Below are 25,863 nucleotides of genomic sequence, written 5' to 3'. Positions count from 1 at the left end.
TGCTCAGCGCAGTTCCAGACCCGCCTGTTTGAAGGCGCGGGCGAGGGCATCGACGATGGCCGGGTCGACCTCGCCCGTTCCGTAATCGAGATTCATCACGGCGTACCACGGCACACCGGCCTTGTTCGCCAGCATCCGTGTCGACCAGCCAAGGCGCAGGCGTGCCTCTTGGCACTGCGTCCCGGTCATGATGCGTCGACTCCACACGTTAGCGTTCGCCTTCCATGTCCCGGTCCCTGTCGGACAATGATCGCCCGCCCGAGGACCGATGGTCAGCGTTAATAATGCTGTAAACGGCGAAGCTTGTCATGTGTCGGTTTGTTGCAAAGCGGAATGCTCTGCTTTGCCGGATTGTCATGGAAGACAAGCGGCAGACGACCGGCAAGAGGTGCATAAAGTTCGCGAGCTAATCGATTTGACCTTGCTACTGTTGGGGACTTATCCGGCGTGGCGGAGAGGAGACGCTGTGCTCCCGATAGTCCAGAGGTCATATCCCCTAATTTTTCAAGGGATTGCCGGAGCGCCATCCGCTGCCAAAGGTTGCGGTCAGCCGAAGTTCTTGGCGAGCAGGACCAGATTGCGGTCGCCCTCGCGCCGGTAGCTGGCGCGGTCCATCGTCTTCTTGACCAGGAACACGCCAAGTCCGCCGACGCGGCGGTCATCCACCTCGCTGGTCAGGTCGGGCGGCGGGGCGTCGGCGAAGGGATCGAAGGCGGCGGCGTCGTCCTCCACCTCCGCCCGCAGTTCCGCGGCGTCCGCTTCCATCCGCACCCGGATCTCGTGCGGACCGGCATCGTCATAGCCGTAGGAAACGGTGTTGGTGATCAGCTCGTCGAAGCAGAGATTGAACTTGAAGGCGAGATCGGGCGGCAGCTGGTTGCGTTCGATGAACTCGTCCACCGCTTCGGCCAGCCGTCCCAACTCGGACAGGTCGTTGCGCAGGAGCATGTCCAGGCGGTTCGTCACGGCACCGTCAATCCGCTCATCCATGCGCCGATCCCCCATATCCGTTGGCCCGGTTACATTTTTCCAGCATTACAGCGCGCGTGTCAGGCCGCCGCACCGACGACGGCCCAGCGGCGCAACGCGCTCACGGCGATCCGCTCTACCTCGCTCCAGCCCAGTCCGCTCGCCATTTCGGCCAGGGCCACCAGCCGTGTGCGGGCGCCGGTGTCGCCGACCGGCGCGTTGCCGAGGTCGGCGGTCAGCCCGGCGACGAGGCCGTAGAGCATGGTCGACAGGCTGTGCATCAGCGGCGCGCAGTCCGGAGCGGTCAGGCGGGTGGCGAACAGGTAGAGCTGGCCGACGCCGCGCAGGCGGGCGCTGAAGCTCTCTGGCGTCCCGGCTCCGGTCGCGACCTCGCCGCGCAGCTCCTCCACCGATAGGGTGGCGAAGCGGCCGGCGGCGGCGATGAACTCCGCCACCGCATCCTGGGGCAGTCCGCCGGTGGCCTGGCCGCCGGTTTCGAACAGGCGCTGGGCCATCACGATCAGCTCCTCGATGTTGGCGAGGATGATGGCGACGCCGAAGCGGGCCAGCCCGTCATTGCCGTCGGTGCAGGCGCGCAGGATCTGCGTCACCTTGCGGATGACCTGCACGGCGAACATCAGCATGGCGCTACGGCTCTGCGCCAGTTCGGCCTCCGCCCCGAATTCCTCCAGGGCGTGCTGCAGGATTTCCAACCGCAGGAAGTCGAGCGACAGCATCTGGATGTCCGGATTGTCGCCGTCCATCAGCACCCGGTTCAGTTCGCCGGAATAGAGGAAGAAGCGGCCGGACAGATCGAAGGCGATGCGCGCCGCCGACATCTTCGCCCGGTCGGCGGCCGGCGTCCCGGCGAGCGCACGGTTCATCGCAGCGAACAGCCGGACCAGCGGCATCCAGTCACGCCGTTGGCTCGCCGGGGCGGCGCGCGGGGCGGGGGTGGCCGCGACGATCAGCTCGGCCAGCGGCTCGATCCCGGCGCCGAGCAGCGCCGACTGCCAACGCTGCGCATCGCCGCCGGACCCCGCCTGCCACTCCGCCAGGATGTCGAGCAGCTCGGTCAGCTTGCGGGCGTCGACCGGCTGGCCGGGGATGGCGCGCAATGCCGTCTCCAGCGCCGTGGCCAGGGCGTCGCGGTCGCGCGCTGGTGCCGCAGCGACCGGAAGCTCCGCATTGAACAGGGTCAGTTCGGCGGAGGGCATGGCTCCCCGCATGGTGCCGGCAACGGCCAGCGCGTGGCGCAGCGACTCGGCGAACTCAGCGGCGCTGGCATAGCGGTCGGCCGGCGCCTTCGCCAGCGCCTTTAGGATCACCGTGTCGAAGGGCGGCGGCAGCTCCGGATTGCCGTGGGAGGGCGGCGGCGGCTCGACGAACAGGATCTGCTGCATCACCGTGGCGACGGAGCCGGAGAAGGGCCGCCGCTGGGCCAGCAGGTAGTAGAGCACCACCCCGGCGGAGAACAGGTCGCTACGCGCGTCGGCCTTCTCCCCGCGCAGCACCTCCGGCGCCATGTAGGCGGGGGTGCCCAGCAGGTCGCCGGCCTGGGTCAGGTCGGAGGAGGAGATCTGCGCGATGCCGAAATCGGCCAGCTTCGGCGTCAGGTTGTCCTCGACCACGATGTTGGCCGGCTTGATGTCGCGGTGGATGACGTTGCGGGCGTGCGCGAAGGCCAGCGCGTCCAGCACCGCCGCCATCAACTCGCCGCCCTGCTGGACCGACAGCGGCGTGTCGGCCTCCAGGTAGTGCTTCAACTCCTTGCCCTGGATCAGTTCCATGGCAAGGTAGGGCGCCCCGCCATGGGCGGCGTCCAGCATGCCGTAGTCGTGCACCCGCACGATGTTGCGGTGGTCCAGTTTCAGCCCGATCTCCGCCTCGCGCCCGAAGCGGGCGAGCACGGCGTTGCGCTCCGCCGCCGCCAGCAATTCGCCGCGCAGCAGCTTCAGCGCCACCGGCTGCCCGGTCCGCCCATCGGTCGCGCGGTAGACCACGCTCATGGCGCCCTGACCCAGCACCCCTTCGACCCGGTAGGGGCCGATGGGACCGGGAAGCACGCCGCCTACAGTGCCATCGGGCATCGGAAACTCTCCAGCAGGTTCTTGCCGAAGGGGTTGTTCACGCTGTCGGCCCGCAGGGCGAAGACCGCCTTGCGGGTGCCCACCGTCACCGCGAAGGTGAAGCGGTCGGGCTGCGGCGTGGACTCCAGCTTGCCGTCGGCGAGGAAATGGAACAGGGCCCAGGGACCCTGGCGCGAGATGCCGGCCGGCTCGCCCGGCAGCGGCGGGCCGAAGCCGAGACGCACGCTGCTGGTGCCTTCAGCGCCCGGCCACTTCATCACCTGCGGGCGGGGCGGGCCGTGCTGGTAGATCAGCGTCTGGCCGTCGATGTCGAGTGCCACCTGGGTCGCTTTGGCGTCCAGCTCCACCGGCGTGATCTCGAACACCACCTTGGCGGTAGCGGCGCCGGCCGGGAACAGGCTGTCGCGGATGCGCGCCGCCCGCTCGAACTGGTCTAGCACCGCGGGCGGAATGCCGAGATCGACCTGATCGACCTTCTGCCAGGCCCAGGGGCTGACCGTCATGTCGACGAAGGGGCGCAGGTTGGTGTTGAAGAACTGGTCGATCATGCCGCCCGGCGCGAACAGCTTGGCGAAATCGGCAGCCGTCACATCGACCTGACTGTTCGGCACCATCGGGAAGCGGTTGTCCAGCGCTGCCCGGCAAAAGGGCAAGACGGTGGATTGCCACGCCTTGTTGATCTGCGTCCGGGCGCCCCCGGCGCTGACGGTGGCCGCACTCTGCGCCACAGTGGCGACCGTGCCGCCGACCGGGTCGGGCAGGTCGCGGGCGAGGTTGCGCAGCTGCGCCGCCACCGCCCCCTTGTCGGCACCGCCGGCCAGCCCGGCCAGCAACGCGCCGTTCTGGTCGGGCGCGTTCGCCGCGCGGGCGATCTGCTGATACAGCTCGCCCAGCAGCTTCAGCGATTCGTCCAGCTTGGGCGGAGCCCCCCCTTCGCCCTGGACGAGGTCGCGCAAAGCCTTGAAATGGTCGTTGATCGGCTGGCCCGGCGGTGGGCCGTCCGGCTGCAGCGAGACGCCGGCCAGCCGCGCCAGATAGGCGGCGTTGGTGCCGGTGGACTCCACCGCCTTCTCACCCGCCTGCGCCTGCTGGGCGATCCCGGCCAGCGGACCGCCGGCAACCGGACCCTTGCCGTCGGCAGGCTTGTCATTGGGGCCGGGCGCCAGCGTCGTCTCGCGCACCATGGCGGTCAGCCACAGCTTCAGCGGCGATTGCGGACCGGACAGGGTGTTCAGCACGTCGGCGGCCTGGTTCAGGCTGCGCAGCGGCACGACCACCACGTCGCCCAGCAACTCGTCCCACTGGCGGGCGTAACGGTCGAGATAGACGGCGAGGATGCCCTTCTCCAGCCGTTGCGCGCTGGCGACCGCCTGCGGACCGCTGCTTGGCTGGCCCAGCACCCAGTTCTCGTCCACCAGGGCCTTGGCGACCTTCGGCAGCGCCGGCAGCACCGCCTTGTGGAAGCCGTCATAGCTGTAGAGGCCGGGCACCCCTTCCGACAAAGGCTTGCCCGATGGGCGGATCAGCACGCGGCCCGCCAGCGGACCGGCATGATCGACCAGCCGCCAGTCGGCCAGCGCCTGGATCTCCGGCCGGTCGCGCAGGATGGCGAAACCGCGTTCGGCCAGCGGATAGCGCGTCAGGCTCTGCCGCGCTTCCTCCACCAGAGCCTCGTCCGGCTCCATGGATGAGAGAGGCGCGGCCAGCATGGCGTCGAGGTGGATGCGCAGGTCGCGCCGCACGCCGTCATAGGCCGGGCCGGGCAGCGAGGCCATCCAGTCGAGCGCCATCCAATCCGACACCAGCCCCTTGTCGAGCGGTCCCTTGCCGGACAGCATCAGATAGACCTTGAGCGCCTGGAACAGGTATTCCGGCCGGCCGCGCTCGCGGCGCAGCTGCTCCTCCACCCGCAGGAAGACGCGCGGCAGCAGGACGGTGCGCAAAGCGCGGTCATAGACGGTCTCGCTCTGCCGTCCCAGCCGGCCGCCCTGATAGAGGCCGCCGGTCATCTCCAGCGGCGCCGGATCGGTCCAGCCGGCCGGAATGGCGCGCAGCGTGTTCAACGGCGGCACGATGGTGATGAAATCGGTGTCGTCGACCTTGGCCAGCGACCGCGGCGCGGTGGCGAGCGGTGCCAGCTCGGCCTGCGCCTTGGCGGCGGCTGCATCGACCCCGGCGACCAGCGCGGCGTTGCCGGTGAAGCTGTTGGCCCAGAAGGCGGCGATCCCCAGCCCGGCCAGCAGCATCGCCACCATCGCCCCGCCGCGCAGCAGGCGCCGCCGCCGCTCCAGCCCGGAATTGGTGCCGACCATCCCGGCCTCGGCGAAGACCACCTCGCGCAGGGTGCGGGTCAGGAAGAAGCTGCGCCCGCCGCTGGCCGCCGGCAGGACCGGACGGTCGAGCCCGAAGGACCCCGCCACCATTTCCGACAAACGGTCGACCGGCGCACCGTCCTGGGTGCCGCTGGTCAGGTAGACGCCGCGCAGCAGCGCCCGTTCCTCGTAGCGGTTGGGCTCGAAGATGACCATCAGCAGGTCGGCGATGGCCGGCTTGAGCGCGGCGATCTGAGCCGGGAACAGGGTGTCGAGCGAGCGGCGCTGGATGTCGGATTCGCCATGCACGCGGTCGAGCACCCGGCGGGCGATGCGCCCGGTCAGCGCGTCGAACTCCGCGCCGAAGCGGTAGACCGGCGCGTCGTCGCCGCTCTTGCCGTCATCCAGCGGGAAGGTGACGCCCCAGACCTGCTCGCGCTCCTCCCGGCTGAGATCGTCGAAGAACTCAGCGAAGCCGGCAATCAGGTCGGCCTTGGTCAGCAGCACATAGACCGGCACGCGCGACCCGACCTGTCCGCGCAGTTCCTTCAGCCGCAGCTTCAGCTGTTCGGCATGTCCCTTGCGCTCCGGCTCGCTCCACACAGCGAGGTCGGCGAGGCTGACGGCCAGCAGGATCCCGTTGACGGGCTGGCGCGGGCGGTGGCGCTTCAGCAGGGCGATGAAGTTCTTCCAGACCTTGCCGTCGATGGCCGGCTGGCTGTCCTGGGTGATGTAGCGCCCTGCCGTGTCGATCAGCACCGCTTCGTCGGTAAACCACCAATCGCAGTTGCGGGTGCCGCCGACGTCACGCAGCGCCGACCGGCCCATCTCGGCGGCGAGCGGGAAGCGCAGGCCGGAATTGGCCAGCGCCGTCGTCTTGCCGGCGCCCGGTGCGCCGATCAGCAGATACCAGGGCAGCTGGTAGAGATAGCGCTGCCCCCAGGTGCCGCCAAAGCGCGCCTTGCGCAGCTGGTCCAGCGCCTCGCGCAGCCGGCCGCGCAGCAGGTCGGTCTCTTGGCCGACGGCTTCCGAATCCGGGTCGCCCTTTGCGGCCGGCGTCGCCTTGGCAAGCGCCTGCACCATGCGGTCGTTCGCGCTGCGATGGCGATAGAGCGACCATTGCATCGCCAGCGCCCAGACCAGCAGGATGACGAAGACCACGGCCAGCCGGATGGTGGCGTCCTCCAGCGGGAAGGCGCCCGACACGGCGACGAGCGGCCCCAGGAACCAGACGATGGCGCCCAGGCAAAGGGCCGCGACCAGCGTCAGGAACCAGCGGGAGGTCAGGGCGGACAGGATGGATTTCAGCATCGGTGGTTCCGCATCGGTCAGGGCGCCAGCACGATGTCGACGCGCCGGTTGGCCTGCCGGCCCTCCGCCGTCGTGTTGGGGGCGATCGGATCGGTGTCGCCGCGCCCTTCGGCGCTCAAACGGTTGGCGGCGTCGCCTGCCAGGATCTCGGTCATCAGCTGTTGCACCCGGGAGGCCCGTGCCTCCGACAATTCCTGATTGGAGGGATAGCGCAACGAGCGGATGGCGACGTTGTCGGTGTTGCCGATCACGGCGATGCGGCCCGGCTCCTTGCGCAGCGCCTCGGCGACATGCCTGAACACCTCGACATAGCGCGGCTCGATCCGGTCGCTGCCCGACGCGAAGACGTTCAGGCGGGTGCGTACCAGCACGCGTCCGTCGGTGCCGCCGCTGACCTCGACCAGACCGGCCTTGATGTCGGCGGCAAGCGCCAGGGCGACGCGGTCGGCCACGGTTTGCCGGGGTGGCGGGGTGGGGAGGGTGACCGGCGGCGCGATGCGGGCGATCTGCACCGGCTGATCGGGGATCACCGCGGCCAGCCGGCGATAGGCGGCGTCGGACTGGTCGGACAGCGCGAACACGAACCAGGCGTAGAGCGCAGCCAGCAGCGCCGCGATCAGTACGGCCGGCAGCCACAGCGGCACCGCCGCCGCCAGCGGGCGGAAGCCGTCGGCCTGTCCGCGCCAGTGGGGCGACAGGTCGCGCTCCGCCTCGCCGCGCTGCTTGCGGATGACGCGGTAGAGCCGGTCGCGCAGCTTCGCCAGTTCGCTGTAGCCGCGCTGCGAAACCCTGAACTTGCCCTCGAAACCCAGCGACAGGCAGAGATAGAACAGCTCCAATTCCATCAGGTGGCGATCCGGCACCTCCGCCATCTGGTCGAGCAGGTCGAAGAAGCGCTCGCCGCCCCAGGTCTCCTTCTGGATGGTGGAGACGAGGCTTTTGTGCGCCCACAGGCTCTGGTTGCCCCAGGAGGTCGCCAGCACCACGTCGTCCACCGTCGCGCACAGCGCGTAGCCGGCATTGCGGATCTGGGTGGCGGACAGGCCGGCCCGGACGGTGGCCGCCTCGAAGCGCTGCATTTCGGCGATGACCCGCTCGCGCAGGGATTCCACGTCGCGGTGCTGCGTCAGCTCGCGCACCCGCACCACCATCGCCAGGATGGGAGCCGCCGCGGTGACCAGCGGATTGTCGCTGACCGCCGTCAGCGCCGTCAGCGCCGCGTCGTCGAGCGGACGGAAGCCGGGCGAGAGCGGCGCCGACATCGCGGGCGCGGGTGCCGACGTTTGCGGGGCTGCCGGCTTCGGCGTGTTGAAGGCGGCGGGCGAGAAGGCGGAGGGGGCGGAGAAGGGCTGCGCGCTCTGGCCGAAGGCCGGCGGCACCAGCCCGGCCGACCCGCCGGAGAAGGGCGGCGGAGAAGCAGGGGCGGCATTGGGAGCGGCAGGGGGCGCGGCCGGGCGCTGGAACGCCATCGGCTGCATCACCGTGGCGTCGATGTCGTCCGGCTCCTCGAACGGGTTCTTGTCGGGCGGCGGCCGGACGGTCATGACGCCCCCTTCAGGATCAGGTTGTGCGTTGCCGCGGGTGGCTGGTCGGCAGCGGGATTCGGCGCGGCGTCCGGCTTCTCTGTGGCCGGCTTCTCAGCATTCGGCTTTTCGGCGTTCGGCTTTTCCGCATCGGGCTTTCCGGCTTCCGGCTTGGCCTCCCCGGTCTTCGCACCCTCCGTCTTGGCGTCCGCCGGGGTGTCGGTGCCGGCGTTCGCGCCGTCGCCGGGGACGAGCGTGATGGTGCTGGCGGTGGCGGTCAGGACGAAGCTGTTGGTCTTGTTCGGCTGGATCGGCTGCATGGCGCGCCAGCCCGCTTCCTCGTAGGCGCGGAAGGCGGCGGCGACGGCCAGGGTCTTCACGTCCGGCTTGGGCTGGACGGTCACGGTCTGCCGGCTGTCGGGCGGCACAGCCAGTTCCTGCCGGTCGAGCAGGGTGGGGCCGAGAGTCGCCTTGTCCTGGTCGATGACCTGGAAGAAATCGGCATTGGCGAAGGCGTCGCTGGGGCCGAGCTGATAGAGCCGCAGCATCACCGGCGACGGCCGGCCGTTGGGATCGGGGTTCAGCGCCTTGGCCCCCACGACCGTCAATTGGATCGTGGTCGGCGGCGGGGGAGGCGGTGGGGCAGAGGAGCAGGCGGCAAGCGCCGGCATTGCGGCCAGGACGGCAGCGGACCAAATCGTCTTCCGGATCCGCATCCAGCCGGCAATCCTCAGCATCACCACACCTTTCCCCTTATACGAACGGGTATAGCAGGGCACGAATGGATGGTCATCCTTAACCAAAGGCGCCTGCGTGACAATTCCTCGACCGCCGGCTGGGGAGGTTGAACGCCGCGCGCCGGGGGGACAGACTCGGGCGCAGGGGCTGTTCCGCAACTGTGAAGCGAATGGAATAAAATCCGTTCGCGCGCTGTTGGTGGAGCGAGAGCTCGGGGGACAATTGTCGAAGGTGCCAGCGCCATGTCCAAGCTTGCCATGCCCACGCTCTGGACCCGGATGAAAGCCGAACTGGGCGACAGCGAGGCGCAGTACCAGCTCGCCGAATCGCTGCGGTCGGGCGATGTCGCCGCCGCGATTCCCTGGTATCGGCGCGCGGCCCGCCAGGGCCATGTCGCCGCCCAGACCATGCTGGCCTTCCTGCTCGCCAACGGCATCGGCGTGCCGCCCGATCCGGGCCGGGCGGTGTCCTGGTACCGCCGCGCCGCTGCGAAGGGCGATGTCGGGGCGCAGAACAACCTCGGCTACATGCATGAACATGGCGCCGGCGTGCCGTGCAACCCGGCCAAGGCGGCGCTGTGGTACCGGCTTGCCGCCCTGCAGCAGTCGGCCGCCGCCCAGGTCAACCTCGCCCTGCTTCTGCTCGACGGCCGCGGGGTGGACCGGGACGAGGCGGAAGCCGTTCATTGGCTGCGCGCCGCCGCCGGACAAGGGCACCCCGCCGCGCAATACCGCCTCGCCCTGTGCCTGCGCGAGGGGGTCGGCACCGGGCGCGACCCGGCCGAAGCCGCGCTGTGGATGCAGGCCGCCGCGGCCGCCGGCGACCGCGATGCGCTGGCGGCGCTCGCCGACCTGCGCGCGGCATCCGATCCGGCCGCCGAGGATGGCGAGGGCTGGGAGGAGGAGGCGATCGGCTGGCAGCATCAGGCGGAACGGCGCCCCATGCAGGGCGCCCATGCCGGAGCGATGCCGCCGGGCTGACGCCCGGCGTATGCGGGACGCCTCATCCGATCATGCCCAGCTTGCGCCAGACCGGCAGGCTGTTGGCCATGCACCAGCCCATGCTGTCGGCGATGGCCTTGCGGCTGGTCTCGTCGGCATTCTCCGGCGCATCCAGGCGGCGCATGGCGTGGGCGACCAGCGCGTCCAGCGTCTCCGGCACGCCTTCGCCGAGGCCGTCATAGAGCAGCGCCTCCATCGTGCTGACATGCAGGCCGGCGCCGCCGATCGATGCGGCCAGCGCGGTGCTCTTGCGTCCCTCGCTGGTGGCGAGTTCATTGGCGGCGGCGCGGTTGTGGGCCAGCACGCCGGGCAGCGGCGTCACCGTTTCCGGCGGGTTCGGAACTGGAATGGCTTGGCTGGAGCCGGTCAGCATGCCGGCGATCTCCACCGCCGAAAGGTTGCCGCCGGCCCGCCGGATTTCCGGCAGCTCCATCAGATCGCCGATGCGGCGGGGGCCCTCGGCCAGCGCGTCGAAGATCGGCTCGTAATGCTTGGCCTCCAGCGTCGCCTCGCCCAGCGGCACCTGGATGGTGGTGCGGGCGTCGGCGCGCGGGATGATCATCGCCATCGCCATGTCCATCAGCATCGCGTCGCGCTTTGCCACGCTGATGCGCCGGGCGCCGCGGACGAACACGTCGCGGCGGAAGGGGCGGCCGACGCAGTAATCCTTGAAGGTCTCTCGCAGGCTGGGCACGCCGATGCTGTCCAGTGCCGTGCGCTGGTCGGGCGTCAGCGACAGGTCGGGATAGTTCTCGAACAGGGTTGCCGAGCCGGCATAGGTCAGCTTCGCTTCGCCCAGCTCGCGCGCGACATCGACGTGGTAGAGCGGCTGCCAGCTTCCGTTCAGGTATTCATGCGCCAGATAGACCGACTGCTCGGCGTTGTTCTTGGCCTTGGTCTCGCCGCGCAGCTTGCCGAACATCGCCTCGTCGCCGAGGATCTTGGCGCCGGCCTTGTAGAGCTGTTCGGCGAAGTCCAGGCCGGCCTTCACCTGCACGTCGCTGCGCTGGTGAACCAGCCCCGAATACTCGTACAGCAGGCGCTGCAGCGGCATCATCGGCGCCCAGCCGGGCATGGCGTTGTAGCTGACATAGACCAGCCCGCCCGGCTTCAGCTTCTTCGCCAGGAAGCGCGCGATGGCGCCGCGGTTCATCGGGCTGACCCAGCTGTAGACGCCGTGCAGCGTGACGAAGTCGAACTCCGGCAGGTCCGGCCCCTCGCCATCGGCCATCTCGGCGAAGCTCGCCTCATGGAAGCTGATGTTGGTCAGGCCGGCCGCCTCGGCCGCGTCGCGGGCGCGGGCGATGTGGGCGGGGTGGAAGTCCACCGCATGGAACCGCCCCTGCGGGTTGGCCGCCGCGAACAGCGACACCGTCGTGCCGTGGCCGCAGCCGAGTTCGCAATAGTCGAACCCGTTGGCCGTGGAGGGCGGGGCGATGCCGTTGATCAGGCAGCTCAGCGTCAGATGCGCCGGCCCCTGTTCACGGTAGAAGCCCGGCAGATATTCGATGTCCGACACATAGCCGGCGCTCCAGTCGCTCATTGGGTCCTCGTTTCAGCTCAAGCCGTCGGCCCCCACCCCAACCCTCCCCCGCTGGGCGGGGGAGGGGGCAAATTGTCCCTCCCTTGCGAAGCGGGGGAGGGAGGGACCCGCGAAGCGGGAGGGTGGGGGCACGCGGGCAACCACTCACAAATCCTGCATCGGAAAAACCGCGTCCTTGCGCTCGACCGGGCTCGGCGCGTGCAGCACCCAGCCGTTCCAGCCGAGCCGCGTGCCGTCGGCATCGTTCTCGCCGGCGCCCAGCCGGGCGGCGGGCACCTCGGCGGCCAGCAGGCTCACCTGAAGCTCGAAATCCAGTTCCGGCCCGACATACATGCGGACCAGATCCTGCAGCTTCCGGAACTCGCGGCCTTCCGGCATGAAGTCGCGGAACTGGTCGTGGTTCAGCGGGCCGATGCGCAGGCGGAACTTCCCCTGGACATCCCAGGCGCGGTCGCCGGCCAGCGCGTCGATCCCCAGCCGGCAATGCTGGCCCTCGGGGTCCGACAGGCTGGGCAGGCGGGTCTGGCCGTCCGGCGCGATGGGCAGCCAGCCGCCGACGAAGCTCTCCACCGTCACCGGCCGGCCGAGGAAATCGGACAGCATCTCCTGCAGGTCGTTGGCTGAGCGCGTTCCGCGCGACATCAGGCCGGAATAGTGCAGAAGGGTCTCGTCCTCCACCAGCAGCCGCTTGGTCAGCGACGGCTGGCCGATGCCGACGAAGCTGGACAGCGTGGTGCTGACCGGATCGGGTTCGCGCAATCCCTGGCCGCGCTCGAAGGACACCGGCAGCCGGTACTTCGCCCAGGCGCGGTAGAACAGCGAGAAACTGCGGTGATGGAAGACGTCGAAGAAATCGCGCAGCGCCCGGTTCCGCTCGCGCAAGCTGCGGATCATCAGTTCGGTATAATGCTGCGGCAGAACGCCCAGCGGCCCGACCAGCCCCAGGAAGGCGCCGACCAGTGTCGGCGGCCGGCCGTCAACTCCGGGTTCCGCCCCCGCCACCTGGTTGCCGGGGAAGGTCAGCGAGGTCTCGGCGCGCAGGCGCACCACCTCCTCGCGCGGGTCATGGTCGTGGCCCACGGCATGGCGGCGGGTGTTGCGCGGGTCGCGCGCATCGCGGCGGGCCTGCCATTCCAGCACCCGCACCGCCTGGAAGAAGTCGAAGCGGTGGGGGGCGCGGAACAGCCGGTCGATTACAGAAGCGGGCGGTTGCCGGCGCGGGCGGGCCATGTGCGGAGCACTCCGGTGCGGCCCTTGACCGTAGCGGTCAGCCGCGTGAAGGAATTGATCGAGCAGTACAGCCCCAGGAAATGGTCGAGGATCATCGCCAGCAGGAACATGCCGCTGCCGCTGAAGCGTTGCGGGTCGAATTCGATGCCGACATCGATGCCGCGGCACATGGCGTCGCCCCAGGCGACATCGCCCGGCCGGGACGGTGCCCGCGCGGTGCCGCGCTTGGTCGTCACCCTGACGATGCCGTCGGCGATGCCGCGGGTCTCGGCCGAATCGCGGAAATCGTAGAGCCGCAGGATCTCGCGCAACGCCTCCGTCCCCTCCGCCCCGCCGGAGATCGACAGGTGGTTCAGCAGCAGGTGTGAGACGAGGCGCCAGCGATGGCCCTTGCGTTCGGCGATGCGCAGGGTCGGCGTCGGCGGCGTCAGGCAGGACAGACCGGCGACCGCCGCCATCCCCTCCGTCAGCTTCAGATGCGGGTGACCGCCGCCATAGGGCAGTTGCCCCGGCAGATCGCGGTTGAGGCAGGTCGTCTCCACCGACAGCACGGACTCCGCCGGGCTCGACGGGTCGAAGTCGAGATCGACCAGCGCCAGATGCACCTCGGTGCCGGGATCGCGTCCACCCGCCGGGCGGCGGCTGGCGGTGTAGTAGGTGCGGCTGACCGCTTCGACGCCGCCGTGGCGCAGGCCGTAGAAGGGCAGGAAGCGCCGCTGCTTGCCGTCGGGATCGGTGGCCAGCACGCTGTCGACCGAATAGACCTCCAGCGCGCCGGGTCGGCGGGCATCGGGGACGACGCGGTGGTCGTGCTGGGTCTGGGTCAGGGCGACCGGCTCCGCCCGCTGGCGGAACAGGTTGACCACCGGGGTGCAGCCCAGCGCGAAATTGTCCTTCGACACCGCGCGCTCCAGGTCGCCGTCGGTGGTGTTCAGGTAGATGAAGATCTCCAGCGTGTTGCCGGCGCGGCGCAGCACCTTCGGCGATACATGCAGGTCGAAGAAGAGGAACTTCTCCGGGAAGGCGAAATATTCGGTCAGCAGCCGATAGCCGCCATGGGAGCGGGCGGGGTAGGGCAGCATGCCCTCCTCGTCGCGGAATCCCACCGGGCGGATGGCGTCGGGGCCGAGGATCACCGCGTTCGGATCCTGCGGGTCGTCGGCCAGCGCCACCGAGACGGCGTTGTTGAAGATCAACTCGTGCAGGGCATAGACCTGCTGCGGCTGGCCGCGCAGGAAGAAGCGCAGGGTGTCCGGCGCCAGTTCCGTGAAGGTCATCTCCGGCACGCGGCAGCGCAGAGTGAGGCGCAGCGAGGCCACCGCGTCGCCCGCCCGTGGGTTGGGCGGCGCCACCAGCGGCCGGCCGGCGAGCACCGCCTGGTCCAGCTCGATCGGCCACAGGGTCGCGGGATAGACGGTGCGGAAGCGGCAGGTCTCCCCGCGCAGCGCCTCCGTCTCCAGTTCCGTCCCCTTGGGTACGGTGTGCGAGCCGGTCAGGTCCGCGCTGCTCTTCATCTGCACCACCGCCATCGACGGGATCGGCGCCAGATAATGCGGGTAGAGCACGTCGAGCAGCGTGTCCACCAACTCCGGATACTCGTCGTCCAGCTTGCGGCTGATGCGGGCGTTGAGGAAGGCGACGCCCTCCAGCAGCCGGGCGACATGCGGGTCCTCCACCGCATCGGCGCTGAGCCGCAGGCGGCCGGCGATCTTCGGATGCGCCTCCGAGAACTCCGCCGCCATGCGGCGCAGATAGGTCAGCTCGCGGTTGTAGTATGGGAGGAGTTCGTCAGCCACGGGCCTTGCTCGTCACGGTGACCATGTTGGATGTGGGATCGACCACCGAATCGAAGACCATCGGCTCGGGCGCCGGATCGGCATGGATCAGCGCCTCGATCCGGAAGCGCAGCGTGCGGTCGGCCGGATCGCTGTTCTCGACCATGCTCACCGCCAGATGGGCGAAGCGCGGCTCCCACCGGCGGATCGCCGCCTCGATCTGCGCCACCACCTCGCGCCGGCGGGATTCGGTGGCGACATTCTCCACCAGCAGGTCGTGGCAGCCATAGCCGAGGATCGAATCCGCCAGCTCCGTCAGGTCGTCCGGCCAGCCCAGCACCCGCCGCCGGGTGTTCAGCAGGTTCTCCAGGTCGCGCCGGATCGCCGCCCGCAGGTCCGCCACGGTGTGCGGCCGCGGCGCCACATGCTCCGGCGTGTCGTCGAGCAGACGGTCCAGGACGGACAGGGTGATGGACTGGTTGCGATCCATGGTGACCTTTGGATGGCACTTAAGTGCTTGCCCCCACCCTAACCCTCCCCCGCTGGGCGGGGGAGGGGATAGGTGCTGATGCGGGAGAGCGACGGCAGTCCCTCCCCCGCCCAGCTCTCGCACAAAGCTATGCTTTGTGCTGACGCGGCAGGCGGACCGTAGGTCCGCTGAGAGCGGGGGAGGTTAGGTGGGGGCACCGGCGGGAAAGGCTTTACACCGCCCCCGAGAACTCCAGCGTGCCCAGCTGCAGCATCGGCACGCTCTCCTCGCCGACGAGGAAGCAGCGCTGGCCGATCCCGCGCACCGGCGCGTCCTCCGACCACTCCGTCGCCCGGCCCAGCTTGAGCGCATCCTCGGCATCGGCCGGGGCGCCGCCGTAGAGCGTGGGCAGATAGACCTCGCCGTCCGGGCCGCCGCGCACCACCATGTGGGCCGGGCGCCACAGCAGGTCGCGCGGGCGCTGGGGCGCGCGGAACTCGACCTGCTCCACGGTCTCGGTGGCGATCCAGAAATACTTGCCGGTGCTGGTGTAGACCTCGAAAAAGCCGCCGGTCAGGTCGTCCAGGTCACGGAAATCGTCGAAGGGCGTGCCGTCATGGCTGCCGGACACCGGCGGGCGCATCTCTTCGGCCTGGGCCAGCTTCGCCACCGCGTCGGCGGTGTCGCCGGACCGCAGTGCGACCAGGGCCTCCAGATGCAGGCGCAGATGATCGGCCGGCTGGTCGATGAATTCCGGAACGCGGCCGTCGGCGAACAGTTGGCGCCGGGCCTGCTCGGCCCGCACCAGTTGGCGGAACAGCGCCATGGTGACGGCCACCTGCGGCTCCTGCGTGCCGATGGTGTCGAGCTGCAGGTCGGCGCGCTCCAGATTGCCGGCGAAGCTCAGCAACTCGGCCAGGAAGACGCGGCGGTCGAGATCGGTCGGCTTCTTCTTGATCTCGCCGTTCAGCGTGGTGATCGCCTCGTCGAGGCGGCCCGCCTGGAACAGCTGGGCTGCGGTTTCGCTCATGGTCTGTATCTCTCCCTGGATGGAGCGCCTGACTTCGGTTGACGGTCGGGTCAGGCCGCGCCGCCGGTTTGGGCCAGCTCCGTCACCAGCTTGAAGGTCGAGAAGACCTGATCCAGCTGGAAGTGCGGCCGAAGATGGATGACGCATTGGTAGTTGCCGGGCTTGCCCGGAATGGCGCGGACCTGGATGCTGCCCTCGCGCAGGGGATAGCGGGCCTTCTGGTCCAGGCTGGCGTCGTCGTTGCCCAGGCAGTAGCCGTGCAGCCAGCTCTGTAGGTCGCGCTCGCATTCCTCCGGCGTGACGAAGGAGCCGACGCGGTCGCGCACCATCACCTTCAGGAAATGGGCGAAGCGCGCGACGCAGAACATGTAGCGCAGCATCGCCGACAGCCGGGCGTTGGCCGTCGCCGTCGTGGTGGTGAACTGGCCGACCCGCTGGACCGACTGGTTGCCGTAGAAGACCAGATAGGGTGTGTCCTTGCAGCGGCTGACCGGGATGAAGCCCAGGTCGTCGAGATCGCGCTCCAGCTGGTCGGAGATCGAGACCTCGACCGAGAATTTCTGCGCCACCTTGATGCTGTCGGTGGCGAAATCCGGCACGACCAGCTCGGTCACCAGCCCGCCGCCCACCACGTCGCGCTGGGCGCCGCGGATGTCGGCGAACCAGCCATGCTGCAGGAAGGAGCGGATCAGCACGGTGCCGAAGGCGTAGACGGCATTGCCCCAGCAATGGTCCTCCAGCCGCATTCCTCCCTCGCCGCCCACCGATTCCTCGCGGAAGCGGAAGCCGTGGCGGGCCTGCGGATCGTCGCCATAGGGTTCGCGCATCAGCACGCGCGGCAAGGCCACGCCGACGAACCGCGAATCCTCGGTTTCCTGGAAGCGCTGCCAGCGCTGGTATTCCGTCTGCCGCAGCACCGACTTGAGATCGAGCGGCAGGCCGAGCTCGTGAAAGGTCTCCAGGCCGAACAGCTCCGGCGCCGCGCCGACGATGGCCGGCGCGAAGGCGGCGGCGGCGACCTGCGCCAGCCCCTTGAGGCCGGATACGTCGTCGGTCGGCCGCTCTTTGGTCGGGCGGTGCTGGACGGCATAATCGCACAGCAGGACGCCGAAGGGACGGCCGCCGGGCATGCCGAACTCGTCGCTGTAGACCTTGTTGAACAGCTGGCTCTGGTCGAACTCGATGGCGCGTTCCTGGTCGCGGCACAGTTCGGGCCAGGTCAGGCTGAGCAGGCGCAGCACCACCGTCTCGGCGTTCTGCGCCTGCTTCACCAGCGTGCGCACCCCGCGCCACGAGCCTTCCAGCGACTGGAAGCGCTTGTGGTGCAGGATAGCGTTGACCTGTTCGGACAGCAGCGCATCGATCGCCGCGATGTCGCGGTCGAGCGCGGCGCGCAGCTTGTCCAGGCTGTCATGAACGGGAAGCGTGATGCCGAACCACAGCCGCAGCGCCTCCCCAGGGCCATTGGCCGCCAGGAAGGCGTCGAGCGGGCCGGCATCGTCGCGGCCGAGCGCCATGTCGACAGCCCGCAGACGCAACGGCCGTTCAAGGACCGTCGCCTCCGCATCGTCGGCATGAATTTCGGCCGCGTGCCCGGTCATGCGGCTATCAGCCGGCCTGCGGGATGCGGGCGACCATGCGCATGGAGGTGGTCAGTTCCTCCATCTGCAGCCACGGGCGCATCCAGGCGACGGCGTTGTAGGAGCCGGGCTTGCCCGGGATCTCCTTCACCTGCACCTTGGCCTCGGCCAGCGGGTACTTCGCCTTCATCTCCTGGCCCGCGGCTTCGTTGCCGTTGACGTAGTTCAGGATCCAGCGGTTCAGCCACGCCTCGCAGTCGCTCGCCTCCATGAAGGAGCCGATCTTGTCGCGCGCCATGATCTTCAGGTAATGGGCGAAACGCGAGGTCGCCATGATGTAGGGCAGGCGGGCGGAGATCGCGGCGTTCGCGGTCGCCTCCGGCCGGTCGTACTTCTTGGGCTTCTGCGTGGTCTGGGCGCCGAAGAAGACGGCGTAGTCCTGGTTCTTGTAGTGGCAGAGCGGCAGGAAGCCCAGCTTCGACAGCTCGGCCTCGCGGCGGTCGGTGATGCCGATCTCGGTCGGGCACTTGGCGTCGCTGTCGCCGTCGTCGGAGGTGAAGGTGTGGAAGGGGAGGTTCTCCACCTTGCCGCCGCCTTCGGCGCCGCGGATGGCCGTGCACCAGCCATACTGCGAGAAGGCGTTGGTCAGGCGCTGGCCCATCGCGTAGGAGGCGTTCATCCAGCAGTAATCGTTGTGGGCCATCGGCCGGGCGATACCGCCTTCGTACGGAGCCTCCTCGTACTCGAACTCCTCGATCGGCTTGGTGTTGGCGCCGTAGGGCATGCGGGCGAGCACGCGCGGCATGGTCAGCGTGACGAAGCGGCTGTCGTCGCTCTCACGGAAGCTGCGCCACTTGGTGTACTCGACGCTGTCGAAGATCTTCTCCAGGTCGCGCGGCTTCGACAGCTCGGTCATGTCCTCGAAGCCGAACAGCTTCGGGCTGGCGGCCGAGATGAAGGGCGCGAAGGCGGCCGCCGCGACGTTGGAGACGCCGGTCAGCAGCTCCATGTCGTCGGGGTGGTTGGTGAACTCGTAGTCGCCGATCAGGGCGCCGTAGGGTTCGCCGCCGGCGATGCCGAACTCGTTCTCGTAGATCTTCTTGAACAGGTTGCTCTGGTCGAACTCGACCGCCTTCGAGATGTCCTTGTACAGGTCCTTCTTCGGGCAGTTCATGACGCGGATCTTGAGCGTGGAGCCCGTCTCCGAGTTCATGACCAGATAGTTCAGGCCGCGCCACGAGCCTTCCAGCTTCTGGAACTTCTCGTGGTGCATGATGGCGTTGAGCTGCTTGCTGATCTTGGCGTCGATCGCGGCGATCGCCTTGTTGATCGTCTGGCCCAGGTTCTTGTTGAAGGTGACCGTGCCGGCCAGCGCTTCCTGGGTCAGGGTGCGCAGCAGCTCCTGCGCGCGGTCCGGCTCGGTCTGCTTGGTGGCGGCGATGGCCTGGTCGAGAATCGAGAGGCCGGTGCCTTCGGCAACGGCGCCGGCGGCGGCCGAGCCCTGGGTCTGAGCGTCGCTCATCGGATCAACCCTCCTTCTTCTCGGTGCCGAGCTCGCCGCTCAGCGCGGCCAGCTCGTCGGTGTTCTGCAGCACGCGCTCCAGCAGGCCTTCCAGCTCTTCCGAGCGGTCGGCCTTGCTCAGCAGGTCGCGCAGCTGGTTGCGGGTCTCCAGCAGCTTGCGCAGCGGCTCGACCTGCTGCACGACGCGGCCCGGCTCGAAATCCTCCATCGACTTGAAGGCGAGATCGACCGACAGCTGGGTGCCGTCGTCGGCGAGCGTGTTGTCGACCTTCATCTTCAGGCCGGGCGTCATGCGGGCCATGACGTCGTTGAAGTTGTCGCGGTCGATCTGAATGAACTTGCGGTCCTTCAGGGGCTTCAGCGGTTCCGTCGGGTCGCCCGAGAAGTCGCCGAGCACGCCCACGACGAAGGGCAGCTCCTTGACGACGGTCGCGCCTTCGGTCTCGACGTCGTAGGTGATGTGGACGCGGGGCTTGCGCACGCGATCCAGCTTCTGGTGGATACTCGCCATGTTATCGGACCTCCCTGCTCACGCCGTAGGATAGGCGGTGATCGTCAATACCCTGATTGCTCTGCCGGCGGCGGCGCCTTGGCGCCGGACGCGATGAAGAACTGCCGCCGTGTTTCCTCGTCGGTGATGAGCTCCATCAGGAGTTCCTGCAACGACATGCGGCCGCGGCGGACCACCTCCTCCAACGTGTAGGAGATGGGGGAATGGGGTTCCGTCTTGCGGAAGAAATCGGCGACCTGCAAGAGGACCTTGAAGGCCTCCTCGCGCGTTGTCACAGCCCCGCTCGCCTGTGCCTTGGCGCCGGCCGCCACGATCGCGCCGCCGGTCGCGACCAGTTCGGTGGACGTGGAGGCGGCCTCCGCCGCGGCGGGCTCGTCGCCGCCCAGCGTCGCCAAGCGGTCGCGCGCGGCGTAGTTCACCGCGTCGAGCGCCGCCGTCAGGACGTTGCGGATGTTGCCGGCCGGCGGCGCGTCATAGCCGGCCTTGTCGTAGAGGATTTTGCCCAGCGCCTCGAACTCGTCGATGGCGCCCTGGATGTCCTCCAGCAGAGTCTTGAATTCGGAGGCCGGCGTCTCCCGGACGCTCTGCTCGAACTGTTCCCAGGTGACGGCGCCGTTGTCGATGCGCGCCTGACGGCGCGCCTCGTCGGTGATCTTCGCCAGTTCGATGGCCTGTTCGTACTGCCAGAGCGAATAGGGAATGTCGCCCAAGGTCAGCGGCACCTTGCGGACCGGCTGGATCAGCGTGCCGTCTGCCGATTCGCCGTTCAGGCCGGTCAGCGGGCCGACGCGGGTGGCGATGCCGTCTTCGTCCGGGGCCGGGTACAGGTTGTCCCAGAACCGCTCCACCAGTCCGCGGGCCAGGGCGAAGCCGTCGCGCAGTCCGGCGTAACCCTCCGCCCGCAGCAGCGCCTCGATGAACCAGGCGGTGACCTCCAGATCCTTCGCCTGGGTGCGCAGGATCCGCGGGCTGACCTCCAAAATGGTGCGCCATTCCGGCAGAAGGCCGCCGGCGTCGTCCTCCACATCCATGGACCGTTCGGCGGCGCGGGCGGCGCTGCGGGCATCCTTGACGGTGTAGTAGTCGGCCGAGGCATTCTCGCGCAGGTCGATTCCACATTCGGAATCGCCCTCGATCGGCTGCAAAAGCTCTTCGATGTCGAAAATCTGCGGTGTCGGCATGAAGGAAAGCACCCTTTCCACATTCATATGAAGAAGGTCAGAGCCGCAGGTAGCGGAGCCCGCCGATTAGGGGGTAAGCGTTCGTGCCGGGAAATTGATAGCGTTACTTCCGATGGTTCGACAAGGCTATTCGTCATTTCGGGGGCTGCCGAATAGAATATTGCAGTTGCGTAACAAATCAGCGCCCGGGCTACCCCTATGAGCTTGACGAAACGCAATTGCGGATGAATGCTGTTCGCCTGACGTCGGAATGAACCCTTCCCGGGACCCCATTTGCAATGACTCCTGACGCCATTCCATCTGCAACCTCGGGCATCGCTGCCGTTCCGGTGGAAAGCCTTGGAGGCGTTTCTCCCGTTCTGATTGAAAGGCGCGATCCGTCCGGCCGCTTGGTCGCGCGGGTCGGCATCGCCGACGGGATGCTGGAGGGGCCCTGCCTCTTCTTTGCTGAGGATGGGGAGACGGTGGTTGCGCGGACGCTGTTCCGCGCCGGCAAACAGGTCCTGCCGCCGCCCGGGTATGATCCCGCGTCCTCGCTGCTCGGCGCCCCGGTGGCGTCGGGTGAATCGCCGTTCTGACCGGCCGGAGACACCAGATGCCGCCCGCCGCCCGCCTCGGCGACCTGATCAAGCAGGACACGCCGCACTGCCACGCACCGATCCACCCGCCGGCCCCGGTGCCGGCGCCGGCGCCGCATCCCGGCTTGCCGCTGGCGATCGTGCTGGGCAGCCCGACGGTGCTGATCGGAAAAATGCCGGCCGCGCGGCTGACCGACATCTCCGCCCCCTGCGTGCTGCCGGGCTGCGTTCCGGCCGGGCCGGGCATGATCTCTCAAGGATCGGCTACGGTGCTGATCAACAACCTGCCGGCGGCGCGCATCAACGACATGACCGCCCATGTGAGCTGCGTCGCGCCGATCCCCGCCCCGGTGGGCAAGGTGATGCCGCCCGGCTGTCCGACCGTCATCATCGGCGGCTGACCGCATGCGCCTTTCCCATTTCGAGCGTCTGCGCCCGGTCTGTCCGCGCTGCCTCGCCACCCGCGGCGTGGCGGTGCCGCTGGCGCTCGGCATCGTGGAGGCGGCCGGCGCCGACGCCGTGCGCTGGGGAACGCTGGTCTGCGGCGACGACGCTTGCGCGATGGAATACCCCATCGTCGACGGCGCTCCGATCCTGGTGCCGGACCTGCGCGGCTGGATGGCGGCGAACGGGCATCTGCTGACCACGCGCACCGACATCCCGGCGGCGATGGAAGGGGTGCTGGGTGACGGGTTCGGTCCCGACAGCGCCTTCAACGCCACCCGTCAGCATCTGTCCAGCTATGGCTGGGACCATTACGGCGACCTCGATCCCGCCACGCCGGACGGGCAGGCCGGATCGATCGTCCGCTGCCTCGCCGCCGGGCTGGAGCGGCTGGGTCCGCTGCCGGCCGGCCCGGCGCTGGATCTCGGCTGCGGCGCCGGACGGACCAGCTTCGAGCTGGCGGCGCGGGGGGAGGATCTGGTGCTCGGCCTCGATCTGCATTGGCCGCTGCTGATGCTGGCGCGGCGGGTGATGGAGCGGGGGGAGGCTGTGTTCCCGCTGCGCCGGTCCGGCATCGCCTATGACCGGCAGCGGATCGAGGCGCGGTTCGCCGGGACGGAGCGGGTGGATTTCTGGATCGGCGACGCGCTGTTCCCGCCCTTCGCCCCGCGCGGCTTCGCCCTGGTCGCGGCGATGAACGTGCTGGACTGCGTCGCCTCGCCGCCGGCCCTGCTGCGCGCCATCGACGGCATGGTGGCGGACGGCGGCGGCGCGGTGCTGGCGACGCCTTTCGACTGGTCGACGCAGGCGACGCCGGTCGAAGCCTGGCTGGGCGGCCATTCGCAGCGCGGCGACGATGCCGGCCGTTGCGAGGCCGTGCTGGCGCGGCTGCTGACGCCGGGCGCCCACCCGCAATCGGTCGAGCGCCTGCAGCTTTTGGGGGAGCCGAGCGATATTTCTTGGACGGTTCGGATGCATGACCGCGCCATCATGCAATATAGAACGCATCTGATGATGTTACGTGCATAAATCGCGAAGGAAGCGAAGAAGTTTCAGTCTTATTGCGAAGCATAGCAGTGGATTTTTCGAAATGGCTTGGTCAAAGTCCGCGGCACAGCCACAGGACGAACCGGCCGGTCGGTTGAGTTGGTGCGGGCGCCGCAGGCGCTCTGCCCGCATGGGTTGAAGACACGCAAGTCACACGAAGGGGGTGGAGCCATGGTGGCGGTCGATCTGCAGAGCATGATTTCGCGGCTGAATCCTCTGTGCCGGCGGGCGCTGGAGGCTGCGGCCGGACAGACGCTGTCGCGCACGCATTACAATTGCGAGATCGAGCACTGGCTTCTTCAGCTGATCGGTGCCGCCGACGGCGACATCTCCGCCATACTGCGTGTCTATGAGATCGACGCCGGCCGGCTGTCGGCCGACCTGACGCGGGTGCTGGACAAGCTGAAGACCGGCAACAGCCGGGCGCCGGCCCTGTCGCCCAATCTGGTGCAGCTGATGCGCGAGGCATGGGTGCTGGCCTCGCTGCAATATGGCGAGGGGGCGGTGCGCTCCGGCCATCTGCTGGCGGCCCTGCTGTCCGACGAATCGCTGTCGGCCCAGGCGCGCGACATGTCCGGCCAGTTCGCGAAGATCACCGCGGACGTGCTGCGCCGCGATCTGCCCAAGATCGTCGCCGAGACGGCGGAGGCGCGCACCAGCGCGCCGGTCGCAGCGGCGGGCGGTGCTGCCGGCGGGGCCGCCGCGGGCGGCGCGCCGAAGGTCGGCGGGGCGACCCCCAACCTCGACCAGTACACCATCGACCTGACCGACCGTGCCAAGAACGGCAAGATCGATCCGGTGCTGGGCCGCGACGCCGAGATCCGCCAGATCATCGACGTGCTGACCCGCCGCCGCCAGAACAACCCGATCCTGACCGGCGAGGCCGGCGTCGGCAAGACGGCGGTGGTCGAAGGCTTCGCACTGCGCATCGCCGCCGGCGACGTGCCGCCGGATCTGCGCAACGTTCGCCTGCTGTCGCTCGACCTCGGCCTGCTGCAGGCCGGCGCCGGCATGAAGGGCGAGTTCGAGAACCGCCTGAAGGGCGTGATCGACGAGGTGAAGGGCTCCAGCCAGCCCATCGTCATGTTCATCGACGAGGCGCACACCCTGATCGGCGCCGGCGGGCAGGCCGGCCAGAACGACGCCGCCAACCTGCTGAAGCCGGCGCTGGCGCGCGGCGAGATGCGCACCGTCGCCGCCACCACCTGGGCCGAATACAAGAAGTATTTCGAGAAGGACCCGGCGCTGACCCGCCGCTTCCAGGTGGTGAAGGTGGAGGAGCCGGCGGAGCCGGTCGCCGTCGACATGATGCGCGGCCTCACCGCCACACTGGAGAAGCACCACAAGGTCCGCATCGTGACCGAGGGGCTGATCGAATCGGTCCGCCTGTCCAGCCGCTACATCCCGGCGCGCCAGCTTCCCGACAAGGCGGTCAGCCTGCTGGATACCGCCTGTGCCCGCGTGGCGATGAGCCAGACCGCGACGCCGCCGGCCATCGAGGACCGCCGCCGCACCATCCAGCTGACCGAGACCGAGGTCGCGATCCTGGAGCGCGAGGAGGCCATCGGCATCGACCATGCCGAACTGCTCGCCGCGCTGAAGGACAAGATCGCCGCCACCCAGGCCGATCTGGTGGCGCTCGAAGCCCGCTGGACCAAGGAACTGGAACTGGTCCGCGCCATCAACGAGACGCGCGACCAGCTGGTCGCCGCGCATGAACAGTCGAAGGCCCCGGCCGCAGTGGGCGCAACTGGGGGCACGGCGCCTGCCGAGCCGCTCGACGCCGACGCGCTGAACGCCAAGCTGTCGGCTCTGACCGCCGAACTGACCGCGCTGCAGGGCGAGGATCCGCTGGTCAAGGTCGCGGTGGACGGGCAGGCGGTGGCCGAGGTGGTCGCCAACTGGACCGGCGTGCCGGTCGGCCGCATGGTCTCCAACGAGATCAAGACGATTCTGTCGCTCGCCGACCGGATGAAGGAACGCATCATCGGCCAGGACCACGCGCTGGACGCCATCGCCCAGGCGATGTGGACCAGCCGGGCCAAGCTGACCGACCCGCGCAAGCCGATCGGCGTCTTCCTGATGGTCGGCACGTCCGGCGTCGGCAAGACCGAGACGGCGCTGACTCTTGCCGACCTGATCTATGGCGGCGAGCAGAACGTCACCACCATCAACATGACCGAGTACAAGGAGGAGCATAAGGTCTCGCTCCTGCTCGGTTCGCCTCCCGGCTATGTCGGCTTCGGCGAAGGCGGCGTCCTGACCGAGGCGGTGCGCCGCCGGCCCTACAGCGTCGTCCTGCTGGACGAGCTGGAGAAGGCCCATCCCGGCGTGCAGGACATCTTCTTCCAGGTGTTCGACAAGGGCACGATCAAGGACGGCGAAGGCCGCGACATCGACTTCAAGAACACCGTCATCATCATGACGTCGAACGCCGGCACCGACCTGATCCACAAGCTGTGCGCCGACCCGGAGACCGCGCCCGACGCCGAGGGGCTGCTGGAGGCCCTGCATCCTGAGCTGCAGAAGAGCTTCAAGCCGGCCTTCCTCGGCCGCTGCACGGTCATCCCGTACTTCCAGCTGTCGGACGAAAATCTGGCGAAGATCGTGGTCCTGCAGTTGAACCGCATCTCCAAGCGGGTGGTTCAGAACTACAAGGCCGCCTTCTCCTACTCCGACGATCTGGTCCAGAGCATCGTCAACCGGTGCCAGGAGGTCTCCAGCGGCGCCCGCAACATCGAGACGATCCTGAGCCGCACGCTTCTGCCGGAGATTTCGTCCCGCATCCTCGCCCGCATGGGCGACGGCGAGCCGATCACCCGCGTCCACGTCTCGGTCGATGGCGAAGACCGCTTCGTCTACGACATCGCCTGAGGCCATGGAAACGGGAGGACCGGGGCGGGCGCGCAGAAAAGCGACGGGCGGTGACGACCGTCACAGCACCCGCCTCAATTCTTTCGTAACCATACAGCACAGACCAAGCTTCACCCGTTAAGACCGACTTCAAGA

Annotated in this window: 20 protein-coding genes; 5 read left to right on the top strand and 15 right to left on the bottom strand. The window is 68.7% G+C overall.

Annotated features, from left to right (window positions below; genetic code table 11):
* Positions 1 to 3: 3 nt before the first annotated feature.
* From J2Y49_RS08990 to tssJ, 6 genes are all read right to left on the bottom strand, one after another.
* Positions 4 to 189: a hypothetical protein gene (locus tag J2Y49_RS08990; RefSeq protein ID WP_143273396.1), complete on the bottom strand. Its 186-nt coding sequence runs from the start codon at positions 187 to 189 to the stop codon at positions 4 to 6.
* A gap of 357 nt (positions 190 to 546) precedes the next feature.
* Positions 547 to 990, bottom strand: a complete 444-nt coding sequence (locus tag J2Y49_RS08985) for an ATP-binding protein (protein ID WP_310114199.1) — start codon at positions 988 to 990, stop codon at positions 547 to 549.
* 59 nt (positions 991 to 1,049) lie between these two features.
* Positions 1,050 to 3,059, bottom strand: a complete 2,010-nt coding sequence (locus J2Y49_RS08980; RefSeq protein ID WP_310114197.1) for a protein kinase domain-containing protein — start codon at positions 3,057 to 3,059, stop codon at positions 1,050 to 1,052.
* The gene (gene tssM / locus J2Y49_RS08975; protein WP_310114194.1) at positions 3,041 to 6,682 is read right to left on the bottom strand and encodes a type VI secretion system membrane subunit TssM; all 3,642 of its coding nucleotides are present in this window, start codon (positions 6,680 to 6,682) and stop codon (positions 3,041 to 3,043) included. Before tssM ends, J2Y49_RS08980 begins: the two co-directional genes overlap by 19 nt.
* A 17-nt stretch (positions 6,683 to 6,699) precedes the next feature.
* On the bottom strand, positions 6,700 to 8,226 hold the full coding sequence (icmH, locus tag J2Y49_RS08970) for a type IVB secretion system protein IcmH/DotU (protein ID WP_310114192.1): 1,527 nt from the start codon (positions 8,224 to 8,226) through the stop codon (positions 6,700 to 6,702).
* On the bottom strand, positions 8,223 to 8,942 hold the full coding sequence (gene tssJ / locus J2Y49_RS08965) for a type VI secretion system lipoprotein TssJ (RefSeq protein ID WP_310114190.1): 720 nt from the start codon (positions 8,940 to 8,942) through the stop codon (positions 8,223 to 8,225). The genes icmH and tssJ overlap by 4 nt, the downstream gene beginning before the upstream one ends.
* Before the next feature lie 243 nt (positions 8,943 to 9,185).
* On the opposite strand from tssJ, the gene J2Y49_RS08960 reads away from it, so the two are divergent.
* Positions 9,186 to 9,923, top strand: a complete 738-nt coding sequence (locus J2Y49_RS08960) for a tetratricopeptide repeat protein (protein WP_310114188.1) — start codon at positions 9,186 to 9,188, stop codon at positions 9,921 to 9,923.
* Positions 9,924 to 9,945: 22 nt separating this feature from the next.
* On the opposite strand, the gene J2Y49_RS08955 is transcribed toward J2Y49_RS08960, so the two are convergent.
* From J2Y49_RS08955 to tssA, 9 genes are all read right to left on the bottom strand, one after another.
* Positions 9,946 to 11,487 (bottom strand): class I SAM-dependent methyltransferase, encoded by a 1,542-nt coding sequence (locus tag J2Y49_RS08955; RefSeq protein WP_310114186.1) that lies wholly within the window; start codon positions 11,485 to 11,487, stop codon positions 9,946 to 9,948.
* Positions 11,488 to 11,631: 144 nt separating this feature from the next.
* On the bottom strand, positions 11,632 to 12,717 hold the full coding sequence (gene tssG / locus J2Y49_RS08950) for a type VI secretion system baseplate subunit TssG (RefSeq protein WP_310114184.1): 1,086 nt from the start codon (positions 12,715 to 12,717) through the stop codon (positions 11,632 to 11,634).
* Entirely contained in the window at positions 12,681 to 14,513 is a 1,833-nt protein-coding gene (tssF, locus tag J2Y49_RS08945) for a type VI secretion system baseplate subunit TssF (protein ID WP_310114182.1), read from the bottom strand. Before tssF ends, tssG begins: the two co-directional genes overlap by 37 nt.
* Complete coding sequence (tssE, locus tag J2Y49_RS08940) at positions 14,506 to 14,982, bottom strand: type VI secretion system baseplate subunit TssE (protein ID WP_111065966.1); 477 nt, start codon at positions 14,980 to 14,982, stop codon at positions 14,506 to 14,508. Before tssE ends, tssF begins: the two co-directional genes overlap by 8 nt.
* 211 nt (positions 14,983 to 15,193) lie before the next feature.
* Positions 15,194 to 15,991 (bottom strand): type VI secretion system accessory protein TagJ, encoded by a 798-nt coding sequence (locus J2Y49_RS08935; RefSeq protein WP_310114180.1) that lies wholly within the window; start codon positions 15,989 to 15,991, stop codon positions 15,194 to 15,196.
* 50 nt (positions 15,992 to 16,041) lie between these two features.
* A complete protein-coding gene (gene tssC / locus J2Y49_RS08930) occupies positions 16,042 to 17,592 on the bottom strand; it encodes a type VI secretion system contractile sheath large subunit (protein WP_310114178.1) in 1,551 nt (516 codons plus the stop codon).
* 7 nt (positions 17,593 to 17,599) lie between these two features.
* Positions 17,600 to 19,093: a type VI secretion system contractile sheath large subunit gene (gene tssC, locus J2Y49_RS08925; RefSeq protein ID WP_310114177.1), complete on the bottom strand. Its 1,494-nt coding sequence runs from the start codon at positions 19,091 to 19,093 to the stop codon at positions 17,600 to 17,602.
* A gap of 4 nt (positions 19,094 to 19,097) precedes the next feature.
* The gene (gene tssB / locus J2Y49_RS08920) at positions 19,098 to 19,604 is read right to left on the bottom strand and encodes a type VI secretion system contractile sheath small subunit (protein WP_111065970.1); all 507 of its coding nucleotides are present in this window, start codon (positions 19,602 to 19,604) and stop codon (positions 19,098 to 19,100) included.
* Positions 19,605 to 19,648: 44 nt separating this feature from the next.
* On the bottom strand, positions 19,649 to 20,785 hold the full coding sequence (tssA, locus tag J2Y49_RS08915) for a type VI secretion system protein TssA (RefSeq protein ID WP_310114174.1): 1,137 nt from the start codon (positions 20,783 to 20,785) through the stop codon (positions 19,649 to 19,651).
* 278 nt (positions 20,786 to 21,063) lie between these two features.
* Between tssA and J2Y49_RS08910 the strand changes: the two genes are divergently transcribed.
* The 4 genes from J2Y49_RS08910 to tssH all read left to right on the top strand — a co-directional run bounded on the left by J2Y49_RS08910 (position 21,064) and on the right by tssH (position 25,728).
* Positions 21,064 to 21,363 (top strand): hypothetical protein, encoded by a 300-nt coding sequence (locus J2Y49_RS08910; protein WP_310114171.1) that lies wholly within the window; start codon positions 21,064 to 21,066, stop codon positions 21,361 to 21,363.
* A gap of 17 nt (positions 21,364 to 21,380) precedes the next feature.
* Positions 21,381 to 21,764, top strand: a complete 384-nt coding sequence (locus J2Y49_RS08905; protein WP_310114169.1) for a PAAR domain-containing protein — start codon at positions 21,381 to 21,383, stop codon at positions 21,762 to 21,764.
* A gap of 4 nt (positions 21,765 to 21,768) precedes the next feature.
* The gene (locus J2Y49_RS08900; RefSeq protein WP_310114167.1) at positions 21,769 to 22,836 is read left to right on the top strand and encodes a methyltransferase domain-containing protein; all 1,068 of its coding nucleotides are present in this window, start codon (positions 21,769 to 21,771) and stop codon (positions 22,834 to 22,836) included.
* A 189-nt stretch (positions 22,837 to 23,025) separates the two neighbouring features.
* Positions 23,026 to 25,728 carry a type VI secretion system ATPase TssH gene (tssH, locus tag J2Y49_RS08895; RefSeq protein ID WP_310114166.1) on the top strand — a complete coding sequence of 901 codons (2,703 nt, stop codon included), beginning with the start codon at positions 23,026 to 23,028 and terminating at the stop codon, positions 25,726 to 25,728.
* Positions 25,729 to 25,863 lie beyond the last annotated feature (135 nt).

The organism is Azospirillum sp. BE72 (genome assembly GCF_031455875.1).
In the GTDB taxonomy this organism is placed as follows: domain Bacteria; phylum Pseudomonadota; class Alphaproteobacteria; order Azospirillales; family Azospirillaceae; genus Azospirillum.
Note: the sequence above shows the minus strand (reverse complement) of the source record. Positions and strands in the feature narration are given on the sequence as shown.

Excerpts from the sequence above, each read along its gene's own strand:
- J2Y49_RS08990 (WP_143273396.1), bottom strand. The coding sequence starts at position 189 with ATGACCGGGACGCAGTGCCAAGAGGCACGCCTGCGCCTTGGCTGGTCG.
- J2Y49_RS08985 (WP_310114199.1), bottom strand. The coding sequence starts at position 990 with ATGGATGAGCGGATTGACGGTGCCGTGACGAACCGCCTGGACATGCTC.
- J2Y49_RS08980 (WP_310114197.1), bottom strand. The coding sequence starts at position 3,059 with ATGCCCGATGGCACTGTAGGCGGCGTGCTTCCCGGTCCCATCGGCCCC.
- tssM (WP_310114194.1), bottom strand. The coding sequence starts at position 6,682 with ATGCTGAAATCCATCCTGTCCGCCCTGACCTCCCGCTGGTTCCTGACG.
- icmH (WP_310114192.1), bottom strand. The coding sequence starts at position 8,226 with ATGACCGTCCGGCCGCCGCCCGACAAGAACCCGTTCGAGGAGCCGGAC.
- tssJ (WP_310114190.1), bottom strand. The coding sequence starts at position 8,942 with ATGCTGAGGATTGCCGGCTGGATGCGGATCCGGAAGACGATTTGGTCC.
- J2Y49_RS08960 (WP_310114188.1), top strand. The coding sequence starts at position 9,186 with ATGTCCAAGCTTGCCATGCCCACGCTCTGGACCCGGATGAAAGCCGAA.
- J2Y49_RS08955 (WP_310114186.1), bottom strand. The coding sequence starts at position 11,487 with ATGAGCGACTGGAGCGCCGGCTATGTGTCGGACATCGAATATCTGCCG.
- tssG (WP_310114184.1), bottom strand. The coding sequence starts at position 12,717 with ATGGCCCGCCCGCGCCGGCAACCGCCCGCTTCTGTAATCGACCGGCTG.
- tssE (WP_111065966.1), bottom strand. The coding sequence starts at position 14,982 with ATGGATCGCAACCAGTCCATCACCCTGTCCGTCCTGGACCGTCTGCTC.
- J2Y49_RS08935 (WP_310114180.1), bottom strand. The coding sequence starts at position 15,991 with ATGAGCGAAACCGCAGCCCAGCTGTTCCAGGCGGGCCGCCTCGACGAG.
- tssC (WP_310114178.1), bottom strand. The coding sequence starts at position 17,592 with ATGACCGGGCACGCGGCCGAAATTCATGCCGACGATGCGGAGGCGACG.
- tssC (WP_310114177.1), bottom strand. The coding sequence starts at position 19,093 with ATGAGCGACGCTCAGACCCAGGGCTCGGCCGCCGCCGGCGCCGTTGCC.
- tssB (WP_111065970.1), bottom strand. The coding sequence starts at position 19,604 with ATGGCGAGTATCCACCAGAAGCTGGATCGCGTGCGCAAGCCCCGCGTC.
- tssA (WP_310114174.1), bottom strand. The coding sequence starts at position 20,785 with ATGCCGACACCGCAGATTTTCGACATCGAAGAGCTTTTGCAGCCGATC.
- J2Y49_RS08910 (WP_310114171.1), top strand. The coding sequence starts at position 21,064 with ATGACTCCTGACGCCATTCCATCTGCAACCTCGGGCATCGCTGCCGTT.
- J2Y49_RS08905 (WP_310114169.1), top strand. The coding sequence starts at position 21,381 with ATGCCGCCCGCCGCCCGCCTCGGCGACCTGATCAAGCAGGACACGCCG.
- J2Y49_RS08900 (WP_310114167.1), top strand. The coding sequence starts at position 21,769 with ATGCGCCTTTCCCATTTCGAGCGTCTGCGCCCGGTCTGTCCGCGCTGC.
- tssH (WP_310114166.1), top strand. The coding sequence starts at position 23,026 with ATGGTGGCGGTCGATCTGCAGAGCATGATTTCGCGGCTGAATCCTCTG.